The following is a 15,480-nucleotide window of genomic DNA, read 5'->3' on the forward strand; positions in this document are numbered from 1 at the left end:
ACAAGCAAGGCCCCGCCCACCCCAGCCCGTCGAACCACACCGGAGGACGCCATTTCCACCACCGCGCCGCCCACCGCCGCGCCGCCCGCCGCCACCGTTCCCGAGCTCCTCGACGCGCGGGCCGCCGACGATCCGGACCGCGTGGCGCTCCAGGTCGTCGGTGGCGGGCGGCTCAGTTACCGCCGTTGGCGCGACGAGGCGCTGCGCGCCGCCGTCGGGCTGGCCGCCGCCGGGGTCGCGCCCGGCGACCGGGTGGTGCTGCGGTTCGCCAACGCGCGCTGGGAGCGGTACGCCGTCGGTTTCCTCGCCGTCCAGTACGCGGGCGGCGTGCCCGTCCCGGTCCGCGAGGACCTGTCCGAGGCCGATGCCGCCGCCCTGGCCGCGCTGGCCGAGGCCCGCACAGCGCTGACGGACGGTCAATTCCCGTCCACGGCAGGGCTGGTGGAGCTGCGCCTGGACGCCCTGCTGGCGGCGCACCCCGAGCCGCCGACCGCGCCGCCGCACCGGGTCTCCCCCGCGGACCCGGCCCAGGTGATCGGCACCTCGGGCACCACGGGCGCACCCAAGGGCGTGCTCGCCGCGCACGGAAACCTGACCGCGGGGCTGGCCGCCCGCCCCCGCCGCCGCGCCTACGCGCACTCCGAGCACGCCCTGCACGCCTTCCCGATCGGCACCAACGCGGGCCAGGTGATGCTGCTCACCGCCCTGACCGCGGCGCCCGCCGTGCTCAGCCTGCCGCGCTTCGACGCGGACGCGTTCGGCGGCGCGGTCGCGGAGTTCGGGATCGGCACCGCCTTCCTGGTGCCCTCGATGGCGATCGAACTGCTCAACGCGGGCACCGCCGGGCGGTACGACCTGAGCAGTCTGCGCCTGGTCAACTCGTCCGCCGCCGCGCTGCCCGTGCCGGTGGCGGCCGCGCTGGCCGCCGCGCTGCCGGGCGCGACGCTGGTCAACACGTACACCTCGGCCGAGGCCTCGCCCGCGCAGGTCTCCACCGTGGTCGACGCCCGCCGCCCCGGCTCGCTGGGCCGCCCGGCGGACCCGCGGGACGTGCGGATCCTCGACGCGGACGGACTGCCGCTGCCCGCCGGGCAGGTCGGCGAGGTCTGGCTGCGCCAGCCGGGACCGCCCCGCGCCTATCTGGGCGCCGCCGGGCGCAGCGAGGGGGTGTTCCGGGACGGCTGGGTGCGGATGGGCGACCTCGGGCGGCTCGACGAGGACGGCTACCTGTACCTGGTCGACCGGGAGAGCGACGTCATCAAGAGCGGCGCGCTGAAGGTCTCCACGCTGCGGATCGAGGAGGTGCTGCACGAGCACCCCTCGGTCGCCGACGCCGCCGCGCTCGGCCTGCCGCACCCCGTGATGGGCGCCGTCCCCGTCGCGGTCGTGGTGGCGGGGCCCGGCGGCCTGGACACGGACGGGCTCCGGCTGTTCCTGAGCGCCCGGTTGAGCCGCCCCGAGCTGCCGGTCCGGATCCTGCTCGCCGACGACCTGCCCAGGAACCCGAGCGGCAAGGTGGTCAAGCACCGGCTCCGCCCGCTGTTCGACGCGCCCGTGGAGCCCGCAGGCCCCGCCGTCGCCCCGGCCACCCCGACGGAGCTGCGGCTCGCCGCACTCTGGCGGCGCCTGCTCGGCCGTCCGGTCGCCGACGTGGCCGCCGAGTTCTTCGCGCTCGGCGGCGACTCGTTCCGGGCGGTACAGCTCGCCGCCGGAATCAGCGAGGAGTTCGGGGTCCTGGCGGGCACCGCCGTGGTCTTCGAGCGGCCCTCGCTGCGCTCCCAGGCGGCCTGGGTGGACCACCCCGACCGGCGGGGAGCCGCCGCGGGCACGGGGCGGGCAGGGACGAAGACCGTGACGCCCTACCTGGCCGCGCTCCGGGCGCAGCCGCACGCCGTCGCCCTCACCTCGCAGCAGGAGAACTTCTTCCGCTGGATGTCCGAGGCCCCGGGGCGGGACGCCGGTGCGGTGACGGCGCTGTTCCGGGTGACCGACCGGCTGGAGCCCGAGACCCTGGGCCGGGCGCTCACCGAGGCCGTACGGCGCCATCCGGCGCTGCGGACCCGGTTCGAGGCGGTGGGCGACGGTGTCGTACGGGCGGTGCTGGACGAGGAGCCCCGGGTGCGGATCACGCTGACGCGGGCGCCGGGGGCCACGGACGCGGAGGTGGACGCCCTGCTGCTGGCCGAGCGCGACCGGCTCACCGACCTGGCCCGGGACCCGATGGCGCGCCTGCTGGTGGTCAGCAGGTCGGAGACCGACCACGTGGTGCTGGTCGCGACGCACCACATGGTCTCCGACGGCTGGTCGGTCGGCGTGCTGCTGGCCGACCTCGGGGTGTTCTACTCCGCGCTGCGGCGGGGCAGGGCGGTTCCGCCGCCGCGCCCGGGTCCTGGCTACCGGGAGCTGGTGGACTGGGCGAACGCGCACTGGCCGGTGTCCCGGGCCCACTTCGGTACGGCGCTGGCCGGGGCGCCGGAGGCCGTCGAGCGGTTCGACGGCCGCAGGGCGGTGGACGAAGTCCTCACCAAGGGCCACGAGTTCGAGGTGCCCGTACGGGTGGCGAAGGCCCTGCGGGACCGGGCGGCCGAGCTGGGCGCGACCCCCTTCCTGGCCGTAGCGGCGGCCTGGTCCGGGCTGCTGGCGAGCCGCAGCGGCCGTCCCGACCTGGTGGTCATGACCCCGGTGCCCGGCCGTCCGCGTCCGGACTCCGAGCGGACGGTGGGCTGCTTCGTCCAGTCGCTGCTGCTGCGGGTGGACGCGAGCGGGAGCCCCGGTTTCGCCGAGCTGGTCGACCGGCTGCGGGTGGTCTACAGCGAGGCGCTGGACCACCAGTTGTATCCGTTCGCCGAGTTCAGTCCCGCCGTGCCGTTCGCGGCCTGGCTCCGGTACGAGGCGTGGGCCGCGCCCGCGCAGTTGCCCGGACTGGCCTGCGAGCCCTGGGAGCTGCCGCGCGGGAGCACCGTGCCCTGGCCGCTGCCGGGCGGCGACCGGGGCGTGCCCGAGCTGACCGTGGTCGAGCAGCCGGACGGCGGCCTGCGGTGCTGGTTGCAGTACAACGCGCTGGCCTTCGACCTTCCGGTGGTCACCGGACTCGCCGAGGAGTTCACCGCCGCGCTGACCGCCGCCTGCGGGTGACCGCCGCCCGGCAGTGAAGGGGGCTCCCAGGCCACGGGCTGCTGCTGGGCGGCGCAGTGGTGGCTGTGGTGGTGTGGTGGCTGTGCCACCGGCTCGGGCACAGGCAGGGCGCCGTCGCGCGGCAGGACGGCGCCCGGGGAGCCGTCGGGGTGCTCCGCACCGCCGAACGGGCCACTGGCCACGGCCGGCCGGGTGCCGTCCTTGAATCGTCGGGGGGCCGCATTCTTGCACTGGCTGAAGTTTCAGTCAGCACACTGGACGTGACCGAGCGCGGTGCTTCCCAGCCGGGAGGATCAGTCGCCGAGCCGCGCGATCTCCGCGTCGACGGCCTCGCTCATCAGCGTCCTGGCGTGGGCGAGCTGGAGCGTTCCGCTGAGCCAGCGCATGCTCAGCCCCTCCAGGAGGGCCGTGAGCCGCTCGGCGGCGGCCGTGAGGGCGACGGCGGAGGCCATCGGCCTGACCCGGCCCAGCAGGGCGGCCACCTCCTGGACCCAGACCAGGGTGGCCCTCGCCAGATCCTCGCGCAGCAGGTCGTCGAAGACGGCGCTCGCCCGCAGCTCGCCCCAGGCGCAGCTGTTCTCCCTGACCTCGGCCGAGTCCTGGAGTTCGAGGAGGAGCGTCTCCTCCAGCTCCTCGCGCGGGCCGAGCGGTTCGGCGTCGGGGTCGCGCTGGGCCGTGTAGCGCTCGGCGCGGTCGTTGATGAACTCCAGCGTCTTGCGGAGTACGCCCGCGCGGTCCTTGAAGTGGTAGTAGATCAGCGCGGTGGACACGCCCGCCTCGGCGGCCAGCTCCTCCACGCGCAGGCCGCGAACCCCGCGCCGGGCGATCACCCGGGCGGCGGCTTCGAGGATCTGAGTACTGCGAGACGCCATGGCCCGAACCTTACCGGGCACCTCCCGGCCCCCCGATCACGGCCCGCGAGCGCGACCGGAGGGGGCGGCCCGTGCACCGGGAGGCCGAGGGAGACGGCTGCCGCGGGTTCGATCACCACGGCTGGCCCATAGCACCACTAACTGAAGTTTCAGTCAATATGTGACACTGCTGGTTCAGACCACCCAGGAGGGGATCCCGTGGCGACGGACCGCCGAAGAGCCATCATGGAAGGCGCCGCCCGGGTCATCGCCCGGCGCGGCGTGCGGGGGCTGCGCGTGGCGGAGCTGGCGGCCGAGGCCGGGGTGTCCACCGCGCTGGTCTACTACCACTTCCAGGACCGGGCCGGCGTCCTGCGCCACACGCTGGAGTTCATCAGCGACCGGGCCGAGCGGTACACCTCCAACGAAGACGAGGGCGAGGGCGAGGGCGAGGGCGAGGACGACGGCGGAGGCCCGCACGACGCCCGGCAGGAGCTGGAGCGGTCCCTGCTCCTGGAGTTCCAGGACGTCCCCGAGGTCCGCGAGAACAGCACCGCGTGGGGGGAGCTGCGGGCCAGCGCCGTCTTCGAGCCCGAGTTGCGCGGAGACCTCGCCGGGGCGACGCTGACCTGGATCCACGACGTCGCGGGCCTTCTGGGCCGCACCCGGCCGACCGCACCCGCACCGGCCCTCACCGCGTCCGCGGAGCGGCTGACCGGACTCCTGGAAGGGCTCAGCACGCGCTGGCTCAGCGGCGCCCTGCCCCTGAACCACGCCCGGGAACTGGTGAGGGAGGCGATCTCCATCGAGCTCGACGCATTGGGACGAATAATTTGACTGAATTTTCAGTCAGTGTCAGGGTGGCGACACGAAGACACATCCGGTGCGCAGATGCCGGGGGTCGGGCGGGTCGCACGTGCACCCTGTTCGCGGCGGAACCACCGTCACGGCGCACGGCACGGGCCGCGGTCGCGCCCCACCCCTCCCGATGCCCGCCGCTGCCGGATCTGGTCCCCACCCCCACGATCGGAGACCCCGATGTTCGACCTCCGCCCCTCCCGCCGGTCGGCTCTGCGCGCGCTCGCCGGATTCGGAGCGTTCGCCCTCGGCGCCGCGGCGTGCGGCACTGGCGGCACCGACGGCACCGGCGCGTCGAGCGCCGCCGACTCGCCCGCCCCCTCCCCCCTCGCCGACGGGGCGCGCCGACTGGGCGCCGAGTGGGAGAGCCACGCCAGGACCTTCATGTCGTGGCCCGCGCTGGAGTCCGTCTGGGACGAGGACCTGCCCTACGTGCGCCAGGACATCGCGCGCGTCGCACGGGCCGTCGCGGAGTACGAGTACGTCGTGATGATGGCCCGCCCCGACCAGGCGGCCGCGGCGCAGAAGGCGTGCGGCTCCGGTGTCGAGGTCATTCCGCTCGCCGTGGACGACCTGTGGGCCCGCGACACCGTCCCCGTCTTCGTCGAGGAGGACGGCGGGGTCGTCGGCGTCGACTTCAACTTCAACGGGTGGGGCGGCAAGCAGGTCCACACCAACGACGGCGAGGTCGGCAGGCAGCTGCTGTCGAAGTACCGGATCCCCCGCGTGCAGGCGCCGCTGGTCGCCGAGGGCGGCTCGTTCGAGACGGACGGCGAGGGGACCCTCCTGATCACCGAGAGCTCGATCGTCAACGACAACCGCAACCGGGGCAGGAGCCGCGACCGGATCGAGGCCGAGCTTAAGGAACTGCTGGGCATGGAGAAGGTGATCTGGCTGAAGGGCGTGCGCGGCGAGGACATCACCGACGCCCACGTCGACAGCCTCGTGCGGTTCACGGCGCCCGGGGTGATCCTCCTGGACCGGGCCTTCCCCGGAACGCCCGCCGACTCCTGGTCGCGCTCCTCCGACCAGGCCATGTCGGTGCTGAGCGAGGCGACCGACGCACGGGGCCGCCCCTTCGAGATCATCGACCTCCCGCAGCCCGACCCCGACCGCGTCTCCGGCTACAGCGACGACTTCCTGTCGACCTACGCGAACTTCTACATCGGCAACGACGCGGTGTACGTGCCCAAGTTCGGCGACCGGAAGGCCGACTCCCGCGCCCGGGGCATCCTCCAGGAGCACTTCCCCAAGCGGGACGTCGTGCAGGTGAACATCGACACCATCGCCACCGGGGGCGGCGGCATCCACTGCGCCACCCACGACCAGCCCGGCAAGCCGGTCGACTGACCGCGGCCCGAGGAGCGACCATGCCCCCCGTCCGACGCCGCGGGCCGCACGGCGGCCTCCCCTTCCCCGCCGCGCTGGCGTGCCTGCTGGCCGTGGCGGCCGTCGCCGTGGGCGCCTGGCTCCAGATCGGCGAACGCCAGGCCCTGGACGAGGCGTACACAGCGGGCGGTCCGGTTCCCGACCGCGTGGACGTCAGGGCCTCGGTCCAACGGGTCGACGCCGCGGGCCGGGAGCTGACGCTGCGCGTCCTGGTCACCCCGCGGGGAGAGCTCGCCGAGGCCGGCGGCCTCTCCCCCACCGAGGACCTGACGCTCCAGACGTCGACCTCCACCCGGGGCGACCTGACCTTCAAGGCGCACAGCCGCATCGCGACCGTGGACCTGCCCGTCGCGCTGACGGGCGGCTCGATCACGGACTACCCGTTCGACGCCTATGACGCGGCCATCGAGTTCAGCGCCGTCCAAGGAGGCGCGAAGGTCCCGGTCCGCACCACGCTGACCAGCGGCGACGCCCTGTTCTCCGTGGGCGTCGACGCGATGGACGACCGGGGGACCGCGGTCTTCGACGTCGTCGTCGAACGCTCGAACAGCGTGCTCGTCTTCGCCGTCTTCATGATGGTCGCGATGTGGGCCCTCGCCGTCTCCGTGTTCATCGGGGCGTGGTTCCTCGTCACCCGCCGCAAGGGGCTCACCTGGCCCGCGCTCGGCTGGATGGCCGCCACGCTCTTCGCTCTCGCGGCCTTCCGCAACACGGCGCCCGGCACGCCGCCGATCGGCTCCCTGCTGGACTACCTGGCCTTCCTCTGGGCCGAGACGGTCGTCGCCTGCTGCCTCGTCGCCTCCGTCGTCTCGGGCTTCAGGGCCGAGCGCGGGTCGGCCGCCGCCGGGTAGGCGCGGGCACCGGTCCGCCGCCCGGACCGGTGCCGTGCGGCGGAGGGCCTTTCTTGATCAGGAACCCTATTCGAACTCAGGTATTGTGACGGGCTCCTTCCGTTCGCTACGATCGCAACCCTCAACCGCAGTAAGTCCGCTTATTACAGGGGGCATTGTGGGTGCGTCAGCGTCGGCAATACCTTCCGAGCGGTTTTTTTGATGGGCGAGGCCGAGGGGAAGTTAAGAACCTCCGGAAACGAGTTACCGGAGAAGGGGAAATCGCTTTCCTCTCCCTTTCGAAGACGGGATTACCTGTTCTTCTGGACCGCGGGCGCCATCGACGGACTCGGCACCTGCGCCTCCTCCCTCTTCCTCCCGCTGATCCTGCTGGGCGCCGGACACTCCTCCGGTCTCGCCGGACTCGTCGCGTCGGTGGCCCTGGTCAGCGGACTCGTGGTGTCGCCCGTCGCGGGCGTGTTCGCCGACCGGTGGCCCCGCAAGCCGATGATGTACGCGGCGGCCCTGGTCGCCGCGGGCGCCATGGGGTCGGTGTTCGTGGCCGTGGCCCTCGGGCACGTCGTCCTCGCCCACGTGCTCGTCGCCGCCGTGGTCGAGCAGGCCGCGAGCGCCGCCTACGGGGCGGCGGCGTCCGGGACGATCCGGCGGCTGGTGCCGCCCGACGAGTACCCCCGGGCCATCGGCTACCTCCAGGCGCGGGACCAGGCCGTGCAGATCGTCGGGCCGACGCTGGGCGGCGTGCTGTACCAACTGGCGCGCTGGGTGCCGCTGCTCGCCGACGCGGTGTCGTTCCTGCTGGTGGCGGTGGTCAGCAGGGCGATCCGCACGGACCTGACGCCCGAGCGGGAAGGTCCCCCCGCGTCCTTCGTCCGCGACCTCGCCGAAGGCCTGCGCTTCGTGTGGGCCGAGCCCTTCCTGCGCTTCGTCGTGGTGTGGACCTCCGGGATCAACGCGCTGCTCGGCGCGCTGTACTTCCACGCCGTCCTCACCTCCCACGACCGGGGAGCCAGCCCCTCCTCGATCGGGCTCATCCTCACCCTCGCCGGCGTCGGCGGCCTCCTCGGCGCGCTCGCCGCGCCGTGGCTGGTGCGGCGGGTGCCGCCCGCGCGGATCGTGACGGGCGCGTCGTGGGCCATGGTCCCGACGGCTGCCGGGCTCGCGTACGCGTCCACGACCTGGGCCTACGGGCTGCTGCTGAGCGGGGTGTCGCTGATCGTGCCGTCCGTGGTGGTGGTCCTGCAGACCAAGGCGGTACTGATCACTCCCGACCGGCTGCTGGCCCGGATGGGGACGGTGCTCGGCACCGCAGGCCAGGCGGTCGCCGTCCTCGCGCCGGTCGCGGCGGGGGTGCTGGTCGCGGCGTACGACGGCCGTACGGTGGCGCTGGGCTGCGCGGGCGCGTTCGCCGGGCTCGCGCTGTACGCGACCGTCAGGGCCGGTCTCGTGGTACGGGAGGCGCCGTGACCTCCCCGAAAGCGGACGCGCCCGAGACCGCCGCGTCCGGGGCGGCCCCGCCCAAGACCGCCGCTCGCACCTACGGCGTCTACCGGCCCGTACTGCCGGTCACCAGCCCGCGGAACCCCGACCGGATGGTCTACACGGGGGACGCCGACGGCCGGTGCGAGATCTTCACCTGGGACCGGTCCACCGGCAGGGGGCGGCAGCTGACGGACCGTCCGCACGGCACCCTGCTGTGCGCCCTCGACGGCGACGAGGCCGTCTGGTGGTTCGACGAGGACCGGGCGGGCAGCGGCGGCTGGCGCACCCAGGACTTCGACGGCGGCCCGGACCGCACGGCGCTGACCGGGGTGCCGTACGGGCGGCCCGCCGGACTGGCGCTGACGCGCGGCGGCACGGTCGCCGTCGGCATCCGCGGCCCCGAAGGGCTCGGCGTGTACCTGGGGCGGCGCGGCGGCGCGGGCACGCCCGTCCTGCGCACGACGGACTCGGGCACGCTGTGCGACCTGGCCCCCGACGGCGGGCTGCTCGCGGTGTCGGGACCCGCCCACTCCGCCCGCGCCGTGACGCTGCTGGCCCCGGACGGGACGGTCGTCGAGGTGCTCTCCGGCACGGCGGAACGCACCTGGGCGCTCGGCTTCGCGCCCGGTGCGGACCCCGCGCCCGGCCCCGCCCGGCTCCTCGTCATGCGCGAGCGCGCCGGCCGCTACCACCTCGGCACCTGGACCCCGGAGCGCGGCCTCGACCTGCTGCCCGGGTGCTCGTTCGACACCGAGACGACCGCCCGCTGGTACCCGGGCCCCGGCAGCCCGCGCGTCCTGCTCCGGCAGGACCGGCACGGCCGCAGCCGGCTGTTCACCGCCCACCTGGACCCGGACCCCGAATCCGGCAGCCGCGCCCCGGTCCCCGTGCCCACGCCCGAGGGCAGCATCCTGGACGCGTCGCCCGCCGCCGACGGGGACGTGCACTTCATCTGGACCGACGCGGTGAACGTGCCGCGCGCGCTGTCCCTGTCCGGCGCCCCGCTGCCCGGCCAGAGCCAGTGGCGCCTCCCCCGCTTCGGCCACCGCCGCGACCTGTGGACGCCGGGGCCCGACGGCCCGGTGCACACCTTCGTCACCACGCCCGCCGACCGCCCCGCGCCGCACCCGCTGGTCCTCCTCGTGCACGGCGGCCCCGCCGACCACGACCGCGACGCCTACGACCCGATGGTGCAGGCCCTCGTGGGCTCGGGGTACGCCGTCGCCCGCGTCAACTACCGGGGCTCGACCGGGTACGGGCCCCGCTGGCGCTCCGCCTACTCCGATGGCGTCGGCCACACCCAGGTCGCCGACCTGGTGCGGGCCAGGGCCGACCTGCTGGAGCGGGGCATCGGCCGCGAGGGCGCGGTGGGCCTGTGCGGCACGTCGTGGGGCGGCTACCTGACGCTGCTGGCCATGGGGACCCGGCCGGAGCTGTGGGACGTCGGGGTGGCCGTCAAACCGCTCGCCGACTGCGTCACGGCCTTCCGGCACTCCACGCCCGCCCTCCAGGCGCTGGACACCGCGCTGTTCGGCGGCACCCCCGACGAGGTGCCCGACGCCTACGCGCACGCGTCCCCGTCCTCGTACGCGGCCGACATCCGCGCCCCGCTGCTGGTCGTCGCGGCGAAGCAGGACGCCAAGTGCCCACCGGAGCAGGTCGAGGCGTACCTGGCGGCGCTGCGCGCGAGCGGCGTGGCCCACGAGCTGATGTGGCTCGACTCGGGCCACGACGGCTACGACGGGGCCGACCACCTGGCCGTGATCCGGCGGTCCCTCAGATTTCTCGGCCGCGGGCTGCCTACGGCGCCCGTGGGAGCCGAGCCGCCCCCGTCCCCCGAGAGGAGGTGAACATCATGCAGAAGGACATCATCCACGGTGACCCGCTTGAGGGCGACGAGGAGAGCCGCAAGCCCGGCGTCGGCGTCGTCGTCTACCTCCGCTCCGCGGAGGAGATGGAGGACGAGAGCAAGTAGTGGCACCGAGCACCAAGGGGCCGGCCTCGCACCTCGTGCGCGACCGGCCCCCACCCCCACCGGCCGGACCGGTCACATGAGAAGAGGCGAGCCGTGCGCGTACTCCTGGTGAACATGCCCTGGGCCCCGATCGATCTCCCGTCGCTGGCTCTCGGAATTCTCAAGCGCAGTGTCGACGAGCGCGTTCCGAACGGAACGGCCGATGTGCTCCATGCGAATATCGAATACGTGGACTGGATCACCAAGAACACGGAATTCACCTTGGAGGACTACTCCTACTACGCGCTCGGCTCCTATTTCCTCGGCTGCGGCGACTGGGTGTTCTCCTCCGCCCTCTACGACGACCCCGGGTGGCGGGTCGACGAATTCACCGAGGCGATGAGCAACCGCGTGCGCGGGGCCCGTATGGAGATGACGAAGGCACTGCACACGACCGCGCCCGATTTCGTCCGGCACATTGCCGAGCGGATCGTCGAACTCGCCCCGGACGTCGTCGGTTTCACCTCGACCTTCCAGCAGAACACCGCCGCCCTCGCGGCCGCCAAGTACGTCAAGCGGCTCGCCCCGCACATCGTGACGGCCATGGGCGGCGCCAACTGCGACGGCAAGCAGGGCGAGGCCGTCCACCGCAACTTCACCTTCGTCGACCACGTCCTGCGCGGCGAGGGCGAGGTGTCGTTCCCCGCGCTGCTCAACGCGCTGGACGCGGGCGAACCGCTGTCGGACGTCCCCGGGCTGTGCTGGCGCGACGCGGACGGCAACTCCGTGGTCAACGCGATGAGCACCAAACCGCTGCCGCCCGCCGCGATCCTGCCGCCCGACTACTCAGGCTACTTCGAGCGGCTCGCCTCCTCCCACGCGCGGCACTGGGTCGAGCCCAAGCTGGTCGTCGAGGGCGCGCGGGGCTGCTGGTGGGGCGAGAAGCACCACTGCACCTTCTGCGGGCTGAACGGCTCGTTCATGGAGTTCCGCAGCAAGAGCCCCGACGTGTTCTACGACGAGATCATGGAACTGGCCCGCAAGCACCGGGTCCTGGACATGTACGTCGTCGACAACATCCTGGACATGGGGTACGTCAAGACGGTGCTGCCGCGCATCATCGACAGCGGGTACGACCTGCGCATGCACATCGAGATCAAGGCCAACATGCGGCGCGGCCAGCTCCAGACCCTCGCCGACGCGGGCCTCATCTTCGTCCAGCCGGGCATCGAGAGCCTCAACAGCCGGGTGCTGACGCTGATGGACAAGGGCGTGACCGGCGGCCAGAACGTCCGGATGCTCCGCGACGCCGCCACCGTCGGCCTCTCCGTCGCCTGGAACTACCTGCACGGCTTCCCCGGCGAGGACGGCGAGGACTACGAGGAGGTGGTGGACCAGCTGGCCGCGCTGGAGCACCTCAACCCGCCCGTCGGCCCGTCCTCCCGGATCGCGATCGAACGGTTCAGCCCGTACTTCAACGACCCCGGGCTCGGCTTCTCCGAACTGCGCCCCGCCGAACCGTACCGGCTCACCTACGACCTCCCCGACGCCGAGATGTTCGACCTGGCGTACGTCTTCGACGTGCCGCCGCGCGGGATCGGCGAGGACGTCGTCGCCCGCCTCGACGAGGGCATCGGGCACTGGCGGCGCAACTACGCGGGCAGCCGGCTCACCCACTGCGACCTGGAGGACCGGATCGTCCTGGTCAACAGGCGCCGGTCCTTCGACTGGACGCACCTGGAGCTGACGGAGCCGGTCGAACTGGACCTGTTCCGGCTGCTCGACCAGCCGCACACGGTGAAGGCCGCCGCCCGCAAGCTGGCCGACGCGCACCGGGCGGACGAGGACGCCCTGCGGCAGGTGCTGAAGCGGTGGCGGGCGCTCGGGGTGGTCTTCGAGGACAGCGGGCAGTTCGTGCACGTCGCGCCGCCCGCGCTCAACGAGGAGTTCCTGCGGATCGACTTCATGCGGCACACCGCGGCCCGCGAGTCCGAACTCGCCACGACGACGGCCTGACGCTCCGCCCGCGCACCCGCACGACGACCCGTACGACGGCTGCCCGACAGAGAGACGACGATGACCGCTGCACTCACCGGCACCGCACCCTTCACCGTGACCGCGTCCCGGGACTACGACCCCGAGGTGAGCACGCTGCCCGCCATGTCCCTGGGCAGCTACGAGATCGACATGAGCGGCGGCGAGGCCGCCCGACGGCTGTTCGCCGCCGGAGCCAGGCACGTCGTGCTCCCCCGCCCCGTCGACGTGACGGACCCCGCCGACGCGGCCTGGACGGTCAGGGCGCTCAGCTTCGTCGGCGACCTCACCAGCCTGGCCGTCTCGGTCGGCTGGCAGCTCCACACGGGGCCCGACCCCGACGCCTGGCGCCACTACGGCCACCTCCACCCGCCGACCGCAGTCCTCGGCACCGCCGACCCGGCCGCGACGGCGCTCGCCTGGCGCAGCGCGTACTACATCTGCAAGTGCGTCTTCCGCCACGGCCCCGGGTTCGTCCAGATCCGCGACCGGCGCTACGGCGAGCTGCGCCGCTTCACCATCGGCGACGACGAGCCGGAGTACCAGGAGGCGATCGGGGCGCTCACCGACGGCGCCCGCGTCGACGCCGTGCCGCGCGCCGTCCTGGACGACCTCATGGCCGAGACCCTCGTCCTGCGCTACGGCGACCACCTGTGGTGGGCGCCCTACCGGGTCCGCCGCTGGTCGGAGGCGCCGCTAGTGATCTGAGCGCCGGTGCCCCGGCCCGGGTCGGACCGGACAGGACCGGACCAGCGCGCCGAATCCCGCCGACGGCGATCGCCGCCCCGCGGTGTTGGCTAGGGTGGCGCCAACGGCCCGTCGGACGCGGCGGACCGCACACGACGGGGGGCTCCTGGATGGCGAGTTGGCTCCGGCAGCAGCCGATGCGCGACGCGGGACCCGACCGCCGGACGGACGGCTGGTCGGCGCCCGCGCTGCCGCCGCCGCTGCACGCCGGGATCGGACCGGTCGCGGCCGTCGCCGCACTGGTCCTCGTCGCCCTCGGGGTCCTGTACGCGGGGCGCGGCGAGCCCGGCAGCAGGGTGGACGCGTGGCTGCGGCCGCCCCTGGACGGTGTGGGGCCGCCGTGGCGCGGCATCGCCCTGGCCACGGACTTCTGGGGGGAGCCCGTCGGAGCGGCGGTGCTGGTCGCGGCCGCGGTGGCGGGCTGTCTGCTGCTGCGGCGGCCCCGGGCCGCGGTGCTCGCCGTCGTCGGGGTCGGCCTGGCCGTGGTGACGACGGCGCTGCTCAAACCCCTGGTGGGACGCACCATCAACGGCGAGTACCTGTCCTACCCCAGCGGGCACACCGCGTTCGCCACCGCGTTCGCCCTCGTGGCGGCGCTGCTCGTGACCGGTCTGCTCGGCCTCGGCAGGGCGGCCGGGACGCTGGTCCTGCTCGGCACCGCGCTGGTCGCGGGGGCCGCCATGGGCTGGGCCCAGGTCACCCTGAACGCGCACTACCCGACCGACACCCTCGGCGGCTGGTGCACCGCGCTCGCGGTGGTGCCCGCGACCGCGTGGCTCGTCGACCGCACGGCCGACCGGCTGGCCGGCCGCGGGACCGACGCCGGTCGGCGGAGCGGCGACTGAGGGACCGTCAGGTCACGCCGTGCGGCGGAACACCGGCTTCACCGGACGGCCGCCCGTCCACGGAGCGGGGTCGCCCGCGTCCAGCGCCTTGCGGTACACCGCGCACGCCTGGGCCACCACCTCGACCGTGCGCTCCACGTCGGCGTCGTCGAGTGCGCTGCTCACCACGAACGACGGGGCGAGCACCCCGCCCACCAGGAGCTGGCGCAGGAACAGGGTGCGGTACTCCTGCGACGGCTGCCCGTTCCCGTCGAGCGTCGCGAAGACCAGGTTGCTGGCCCGGCCCCGTACGACGACGTGGTCGCCGACGCCGTGGGCGGCCGCGGCCTCGCGCACCCCGGCGGCCAGCCGCTCGCCGATGGCGTGCAGCCGCGCGGTGACGCCCTCCTCCACGTAGGTGCTCTGCACGGCCATCGCGGCGGCCAGCGAGTGGCTCTCCGCGCCGTGCGTGGTGGACAGCAGGAACACCCGGTCGCGGGGGTCGCGCAGGCCGCCCCGCTCCATCAGTTCGCGGCGTCCGGCCAGCGCGGAGACGGCGAAGCCGTTGCCCAGCGCCTTGCCGAACGTGGAGAGGTCGGGGACGACGCCGTACAGGCCCTGGGCGCCCGCCTCCGACCAGCGCAGGCCCGTGATCATCTCGTCGAAGACCAGGACGCAGCCGTGCCGGTCGGCCAGTTCGCGCAGGCCCGCGAGGTAGCCGGGGGCGGGCTCGGTGTGGGTGGCGGGCTCCAGGATCAGACAGGCGACCTCGCCCGCGTACCGCGCGAGCAGTTCCTCGGTGGCGGGCAGGTCGCCGTAGGGGAAGGTCACGGTGAGTCCGGTGTCGGGGATGCCCGCGGACATCGGGGTGGTGCCGATGAACCAGTCGTCGGTGGAGAAGAACGGCTGGTCGCCGCAGATCGCCACCCGGGAGCGCCCGGTGACCGCGCGGGCCAGGCGCACGGCGGCGGTGGTGACGTCGGAGCCGTTCTTCGCGAACTTCACCATCTCGGCGGTCGGCACCGTGGCCAGGAAGCGCTCCGCGGCCTCGGCCTCCAGCGCGGACGGCCGGACGAAGTTGCCGCCGCGCTCCATCGCCCGCCGCGCCGCCTCGACGACGCGCGGGTGCGCGTGGCCGAGGCTGACCGAGCGCAGTCCCGAGCCGTACTCGACGTAGCGGTTGCCGTCGACGTCCCACACGTGGGCGCCCTTGCCGTGGCTGATGACGGGGGCCAGGCCCTCGGGGTACTGGTCGTCGCCCTTGGCGTAGGTGTGCGCGCCCCCGGGGATCAGGGCGTGCAGCCGCTCGTTGGCCGCGCGCGAGCGGGGCAGGTCGAACTCTTCGGTGTCCACGGTGA

At 73.8% G+C, this 15,480-nt stretch carries 11 protein-coding genes; 9 read left to right on the forward strand and 2 right to left on the reverse strand.

From position 1 onward, the window contains the following. Window positions 1-51: 51 nt before the first annotated feature. Window positions 52-3,135, forward strand: a complete 3,084-nt coding sequence (locus ACIBNE_RS35400) for an AMP-binding protein (protein ID WP_399279392.1) — start codon at window positions 52-54, stop codon at window positions 3,133-3,135. Window positions 3,136-3,428: 293 nt separating this feature from the next. On the opposite strand, the gene ACIBNE_RS35405 is transcribed toward ACIBNE_RS35400, so the two are convergent. After that, the gene (locus ACIBNE_RS35405) at window positions 3,429-4,007 is read right to left on the reverse strand and encodes a TetR/AcrR family transcriptional regulator (RefSeq protein ID WP_399279090.1); all 579 of its coding nucleotides are present in this window, start codon (window positions 4,005-4,007) and stop codon (window positions 3,429-3,431) included. Window positions 4,008-4,232: 225 nt separating this feature from the next. On the opposite strand from ACIBNE_RS35405, the gene ACIBNE_RS35410 reads away from it, so the two are divergent. The 8 genes from ACIBNE_RS35410 (at window position 4,233) to ACIBNE_RS35445 (ending at window position 14,143) form a co-directional block, all read left to right on the forward strand. Beyond that, complete coding sequence (locus ACIBNE_RS35410; RefSeq protein ID WP_399279092.1) at window positions 4,233-4,823, forward strand: TetR/AcrR family transcriptional regulator; 591 nt, start codon at window positions 4,233-4,235, stop codon at window positions 4,821-4,823. 201 nt (window positions 4,824-5,024) lie between these two features. Next, a complete protein-coding gene (locus tag ACIBNE_RS35415; RefSeq protein ID WP_399279093.1) occupies window positions 5,025-6,194 on the forward strand; it encodes an agmatine/peptidylarginine deiminase in 1,170 nt (389 codons plus the stop codon). A 20-nt stretch (window positions 6,195-6,214) separates the two neighbouring features. Then, window positions 6,215-7,084 carry a DUF4436 family protein gene (locus tag ACIBNE_RS35420; protein WP_399279095.1) on the forward strand — a complete coding sequence of 290 codons (870 nt, stop codon included), beginning with the start codon at window positions 6,215-6,217 and terminating at the stop codon, window positions 7,082-7,084. A gap of 201 nt (window positions 7,085-7,285) precedes the next feature. Then, window positions 7,286-8,548, forward strand: a complete 1,263-nt coding sequence (locus tag ACIBNE_RS35425) for an MFS transporter (protein ID WP_399279097.1) — start codon at window positions 7,286-7,288, stop codon at window positions 8,546-8,548. Then, the gene (locus ACIBNE_RS35430; RefSeq protein WP_399279098.1) at window positions 8,545-10,413 is read left to right on the forward strand and encodes a prolyl oligopeptidase family serine peptidase; all 1,869 of its coding nucleotides are present in this window, start codon (window positions 8,545-8,547) and stop codon (window positions 10,411-10,413) included. Before ACIBNE_RS35425 ends, ACIBNE_RS35430 begins: the two co-directional genes overlap by 4 nt. Window positions 10,414-10,631: 218 nt before the next feature. Next, window positions 10,632-12,533, forward strand: coding sequence for a RiPP maturation radical SAM C-methyltransferase (locus ACIBNE_RS35435; RefSeq protein ID WP_399279100.1), 1,902 nt, complete (start codon window positions 10,632-10,634; stop codon window positions 12,531-12,533). Window positions 12,534-12,593: 60 nt separating this feature from the next. Continuing rightward, window positions 12,594-13,259, forward strand: a complete 666-nt coding sequence (locus ACIBNE_RS35440) for a DUF5825 family protein (protein ID WP_399279102.1) — start codon at window positions 12,594-12,596, stop codon at window positions 13,257-13,259. A gap of 149 nt (window positions 13,260-13,408) precedes the next feature. Continuing rightward, complete coding sequence (locus tag ACIBNE_RS35445; protein WP_399279104.1) at window positions 13,409-14,143, forward strand: phosphatase PAP2 family protein; 735 nt, start codon at window positions 13,409-13,411, stop codon at window positions 14,141-14,143. A gap of 12 nt (window positions 14,144-14,155) precedes the next feature. Here the strand turns inward: ACIBNE_RS35445 and ACIBNE_RS35450 are convergent, their stop codons facing one another. Then, on the reverse strand, window positions 14,156-15,475 hold the full coding sequence (locus tag ACIBNE_RS35450) for a glutamate-1-semialdehyde 2,1-aminomutase (RefSeq protein WP_399279394.1): 1,320 nt from the start codon (window positions 15,473-15,475) through the stop codon (window positions 14,156-14,158). Window positions 15,476-15,480 lie beyond the last annotated feature (5 nt).

The organism is Streptomyces sp. NPDC050504 (genome assembly GCF_044458065.1).
Lineage (GTDB): Bacteria > Actinomycetota > Actinomycetes > Streptomycetales > Streptomycetaceae > Streptomyces.

Coding starts and splice junctions, on each gene's coding strand:
- ACIBNE_RS35420 (WP_399279095.1), top strand. CDS start 6,215: ATGCCCCCCGTCCGACGCCGCGGGCCGCACGGCGGCCTCCCCTTCCCC.
- ACIBNE_RS35410 (WP_399279092.1), top strand. CDS start 4,233: ATGGAAGGCGCCGCCCGGGTCATCGCCCGGCGCGGCGTGCGGGGGCTG.
- ACIBNE_RS35415 (WP_399279093.1), top strand. CDS start 5,025: ATGTTCGACCTCCGCCCCTCCCGCCGGTCGGCTCTGCGCGCGCTCGCC.
- ACIBNE_RS35425 (WP_399279097.1), top strand. CDS start 7,286: ATGGGCGAGGCCGAGGGGAAGTTAAGAACCTCCGGAAACGAGTTACCG.
- ACIBNE_RS35445 (WP_399279104.1), top strand. CDS start 13,409: ATGGCGAGTTGGCTCCGGCAGCAGCCGATGCGCGACGCGGGACCCGAC.
- ACIBNE_RS35405 (WP_399279090.1), bottom strand. CDS start 4,007: ATGGCGTCTCGCAGTACTCAGATCCTCGAAGCCGCCGCCCGGGTGATC.
- ACIBNE_RS35440 (WP_399279102.1), top strand. CDS start 12,594: ATGACCGCTGCACTCACCGGCACCGCACCCTTCACCGTGACCGCGTCC.